At 56.6% G+C, this 5,048-nt stretch carries 4 protein-coding genes and 1 tRNA gene; 2 read left to right on the top strand and 3 right to left on the bottom strand.

What is annotated here, in order from left to right; all coding sequences use genetic code 11:
- Together AB4043_RS14040 and AB4043_RS14035 are read left to right on the top strand one after the other, a co-directional pair.
- The coding region (locus AB4043_RS14040; protein WP_442307317.1) for a sensor histidine kinase at window positions 1–812 on the top strand (812 nt) is incomplete at its 5' end.
- Window positions 813–920: 108 nt separating this feature from the next.
- On the top strand, window positions 921–2,741 hold the full coding sequence (locus tag AB4043_RS14035; protein WP_442307316.1) for a phosphoenolpyruvate carboxykinase (GTP): 1,821 nt from the start codon (window positions 921–923) through the stop codon (window positions 2,739–2,741).
- 790 nt (window positions 2,742–3,531) lie between these two features.
- On the opposite strand, the gene AB4043_RS14030 is transcribed toward AB4043_RS14035, so the two are convergent.
- From AB4043_RS14030 to AB4043_RS14020, 3 genes are all read right to left on the bottom strand, one after another.
- A tRNA-Gln gene (locus tag AB4043_RS14030) sits at window positions 3,532–3,605 on the bottom strand.
- A 162-nt stretch (window positions 3,606–3,767) separates the two neighbouring features.
- Window positions 3,768–4,790 carry an LLM class flavin-dependent oxidoreductase gene (locus AB4043_RS14025; protein ID WP_442303228.1) on the bottom strand — a complete coding sequence of 341 codons (1,023 nt, stop codon included), beginning with the start codon at window positions 4,788–4,790 and terminating at the stop codon, window positions 3,768–3,770.
- 41 nt (window positions 4,791–4,831) lie between these two features.
- Window positions 4,832–5,048: hypothetical protein (locus AB4043_RS14020; RefSeq protein WP_442303229.1), on the bottom strand; the 217-nt coding region annotated here is incomplete at its 5' end.

Raw genomic sequence — 5,048 nt, 5'->3', positions numbered from 1 at the left:
GCCTTGAGGAGACTGTCGCCCACAACCGCCGCTTCTCTGCGGATGCCTCCCACGAATTGAGGACACCTCTGACCATTATTCGAGGTGAGCTCGAGGTTGTGATGCAGACCCCGATGTTGTCGCCAGCTCTCATCGAAGGAATCGGAAGTGCTCTCGAAGAAAGCGATCGAATGTCTCATATCGTCGAAAGCCTCATGACGATCTCCCGCCTCGAAGGTGGAAGTGAGCAGATGGCGATGATGCCGGTTGACCTGATAGCTCTGGCCACAGAGACGCTGGATCATATGAGTTTGTTGGCCGAGGAAAAGGAGATCAAACTGACCTGCGCCACCTCGGGAAGCATTTATGTGATGGGCGATGCCATGCGCTTGAAACAGGTCGTCGCCAACCTGCTTGACAATGCCATCAAGTACACCCCAGCCAATGGCAGCGTCGCAATGTCTATCGCCGCAGAGGGATCCCTAGCCGCGCTGGAAGTATCGGATACTGGCATCGGTATTCCTGTGGATGCCCTCCCCCTTGTGTTCGAACGCTTCTTCAGGGCAGACAAGACGAGGTCGCGCGGGTCAGGCGGAATAGGGTTGGGCCTGGCCATCGTGAAATCGATATGTATAGCGCACCATGGTACGGTTACGGTCTCTAGCATCGAAGGACACGGCACAACACTACGCGTTGAGTTGCCGTTACTGCACGAATGGACCGCGTTGAAGACCGCCGAACAGGTATCTGTAGTAACCACACATCATGTGGAGTCATTGCCGGAAAGAAAGTCGTYGGTCAAAGAAAGGCATCCGGTCATCGGCACTCACTGAACTGCTTCAGGCTGCAGTCGACATATCAGCGTTACCCAGGTCAGGAGCGATGCCTGCATCCCCCCGACACGTCTTAAAACGCAACTTTGAGTGGAGGTTCCTAGACTTATGGCAACAGCGGCGGTCAGCACACCAACGACAAACAAGCATCTCGTGCGGTGGGTGGAAAAGATGGCCGATCTCATGCAGCCGTCTTCCATTCACTGGGTTGATGGCACCGAAGATGAGTATCGATACCTCTGCGACACACTCGTCGAGAACGGCACCTTCACCAGGCTCAACAATCAGCTATGGCCAGGGTGCTTTGCCGCGAGATCAGATGCAGTGGACGTAGCTCGCGTAGAAGAGCGAACCTTCATTTGCTCTCTCTCAAAAGACGACGCCGGCCCCACCAATAACTGGGAAGATCCATTCGTCATGCGCCGTACGCTGAAGAAAATCTTTCGTGGCTGCATGCGCGGCAGGACCATGTACGTGCTCCCATTCAGCATGGGACCGGTGGGATCGGCCTTCTCCCGAATCGGCGTGCAGCTCACCGATTCGGCATACGCAGTCGTCAACATGCGCATCATGACCCGCATCGGGCAGCCGGTGCTCGATGAAATCGAAAAGGGACAGCAACGTGTAGTGCCGTGCGTTCATAGCGTCGGCGCTCCACTCGCTCCGGGTGAAGCCGATGTACCATGGCCCTGCAACAAAGAGAAGTACATCGTCCACTTCCCTGAAACAAGGGAGATATGGAGTTACGGCTCGGGTTATGGCGGGAACGCCCTGCTCGGAAAAAAATGCTTCGCGCTCAGAATCGCCTCCAACATAGCCCGCGACGAGAATTGGATGGCGGAACACATGCTCATCCTGGGGTTAGAGGACCCGCATGGAGAAAAAACCTACGTGGCAGCAGCCTTCCCTTCTGCCTGCGGAAAAACGAACTTCGCTATGATGCTCACGCCGCCYGGCCTGGAGGGATGGAAGGTATCCACTGTCGGCGACGACATCGCCTGGATCCGGCCAGATGYAGACGGCAAGCTGAGAGCCATCAACCCCGAGGCCGGCTTCTTCGGCGTCGCGCCAGGGACATCAGAAAAAACCAATCCCAATGCGATGGCCACCTTGCGGCGGAACACGATCTTTACCAATGTCGCCGTAACTCCCGAAGGCGGCGTCTGGTGGGAGGGCATGACCGAAAGGCCCCCAGCCGAATGCATCGATTGGCGAGGTCAGCGCTGGACCCCGGAGATCGCTGCGAAGACAGGCGCGACAGCTGCTCATCCGAATGGAAGGTTTACTGYGCCCGCCTCGCAGTGTCCGACAATCGATCCAGCTTGGGAAGACCCAGACGGCGTACCTATTAGCGCGATCGTGTTCGGTGGACGGCGATCCTCAACCATTCCCTTGGTCTTTCAGGCATTCAACTGGAGCTCAGGTGTCTACCTCGGCGCCACGATGGGATCTGAAACCACCGCCGCCGCTACCGGTGTCCTTGGCAAGGTACGGCGGGACCCAATGGCGATGCTCCCGTTCTGTGGCTATCACATGGGTGACTACTTCCGGCACTGGATCCGAATGCAGCGCACCGTCTCCGCAATGCCCCGCGTCTTCCATGTCAACTGGTTCCGCAAAGATGAAAACGATAGGTTCCTATGGCCTGGCTTTAGTGAGAATATGCGCATCCTGAGATGGATCGTCGAACGTGTAAGAGGCCGTATCCATGCCAGCGAAACCCCCATAGGCTGGACACCCCAATTCGGGGACATCAACTGGGACGGGTTGGCATTCTCCGGGGCGAGCTTCGAGCACCTGCAGCGGGTCGACCGAGCCGCATGGCGTAGGGAAATCATGGGGCACGAAGAATTGTTCCTCACCTTGCACGATCACTTGCCACCAGAGATGATCTACGAACGTGAGCTATTAATATGTCGGCTCGGGTAACTCTCCATTGCAGCCTGTCCTAAACATTTGCAGAGCAGCGGCAGTCACCGTCAGCCCTGCTGCATCGATCATCTCCGTCCGCAAGCATCTCAGGAGGGCAGGAGATTCTTGACATACCTTCCGGCTTCTCTATTCCTCAACATACTCAGTTCAGCAGAAGACTGGACACACCGGGGATATCCCGTCGGTCTCGGATGTAGATTGCGTTGTCGGAGCAGGGAGTTTCCCGCCGCCTTCCGTCCTCCCCCTAACTTCTCACGGAGGCGGTCGCCTCTGCTGCGGGTGGGCGATTCGGGAACGCCAGCCAGGGCGGCGGCAAGTTCGATTGATGCGAACAGGCGACGATCATCGTCCGGGACCTGGTCGAGAAGCTCGGCTGCATCAGGGCCAAGGCGCTTGCCGGCGCCGAACAGTCCCGGTATCGCGTCTTGAAAGCGACCGCTCATCACGGATTCCGGCGAAGATCAAGCCTGGGTAGAGGTGATCCATTGGTGCGAAGTTGTCTGGCAGGAAGCAGGCGTAATTCTGTCGTAGACAAATCGAACCAAGACGGCTTTCTGTACCCAGGTTTTCGCTTTGATCGTACCCCAATTCATACCCCTTTTTTTTGACTGCTGGAAGTCCATAAGACGAGTTCTGCCACGTGCTAGAGACAGCGCAACCTATTGATAAAACTTGCCTTAGTGAGAAAAAGCTCAGATTTAGAGGGGGAGTTTCGGGGGCAGCTTAGGGTCAGTTCGAATCCCTGATTGGGATTTTATGTTACTGATTCTAAACGGTTTATTTTCATTGGTTGCCCCCCAGGGATTCGAACCCCGATTGATCGGTTCAGAGCCGACTGTCCTACCATTGAACGAGAGGGCAATACTTAGATTGGCCGGGAGAGTCGCGCTTTGCTGCCGCGCCACCACTCACCTAAGTCAGTGTATGACCCTTGCAGGCTTCAGGTCAAATCTCCCTCGTTTTCAGAGGGATAGTTGAGATTCCTGAAGGGCGCCGAAGCACGGCGCCCTTCCTGTTCCCTGCTTATTTCGTTGCAGCCTCAGCCGCAGTGCCAAGCAGTTTGATCGCATGCATCACGTCCTGATGCGGCAACGTACCGGAGGTGAGCTGGACGTTCACGCGGTCCACGCCGCCCAGCGCCTCGTCCACATACTTCAACTTGGCTGCAACCGTATCGGGACTGCCCACGAAGAACGCTCCCATGGGAGAGGCGTTACCGTCAAACTGAGCCCGTGTCGGCGGTGCTCCCCAGCCCCGCTCGGCGCCGATCTTGGCAAACTGGCGCTGCCAGACGGGAAACATGGTATCGCCTGCCTGCCTATCCGTATCCGCAAGGAATCCAAGCACATGCAGCCCAACCTTCATGTCTTGCTCCGGATGTCCCGCCTGAAGATAGATCTTGCGGTAGAGGTCGATCAACGGGCGGAACCGGTGTGGTTCCCCGCCGATGATTGCCACCATCAGCGGAAGTCCAAGAACACCCGCACGTGCGAACGACTGCGGCGTTCCACCAACTCCCAGCCATACCGGAAGCTTCTGCTGCACCGGGCGAGGATAGACACCTTCCCCGTTAAGCGACGAACGAAGCTTCCCTTCCCAGGTGATGTTGGCCTGCTCGCGCAGCTTAAGCAGCAGATCAAGCTTCTCGGAGAAGAGCTCGTCGTAGTGCTTAAGGTCGAAACCGAAGAGCGGGTAAGACTCAGTAAATGAGCCGCGGCCCACAACAATCTCGGCACGTCCGTTCGAGATGAGGTCCACGGTGGCGAACTGCTGAAAGACTCGCACGGGGTCGTCGGAGCTCAGCACGGTGACCGAACTCTGCAGACGGATCTGTTTCGTGATGGCGGCAGCCGCCGCAAGAATGGTCGACGGCGAACTGGCCAGATAGTCGGGCCGGTGATGCTCGCCAATTCCAAACGCGGCGAGACCGACCTTGTCAGCGAGCGCGATCTCTTCCATCAGATCTGCCATACGCTGCTGCGCAGGAACGAGATTGCCGGCGGCATCCGGCGTGCAGTCCACGAAGCTGTCAATTCCTATTTGCATACAGAGGAATAGATGCTTCGATATCGAAATAGTTTCAGGGGCTATTTCTGTAAAATCCCGCCCATCACCTTCTCACCCCAACGAATAAATTCGTCGGGGCCCCGATTTTGCGATGGGTGGGGCACCTGTGATGTTTCAAGAGGTTGTTGTCCATCCGTTTGTATCTGGAGATTCTGTTTGTGACGAGCAAATAGAAGTTTCCGGAGGAACGGATGGACTATCACTATCATGCCCGATTGACGGTGCATGGTCGAAGAG

It is taken from the genome of Terriglobus sp. YAF25 (genome assembly GCF_052113305.1).
Taxonomy (GTDB): domain Bacteria; phylum Acidobacteriota; class Terriglobia; order Terriglobales; family Acidobacteriaceae; genus Terriglobus.
This window is presented reverse-complemented; position numbering and strand designations above follow the sequence as displayed.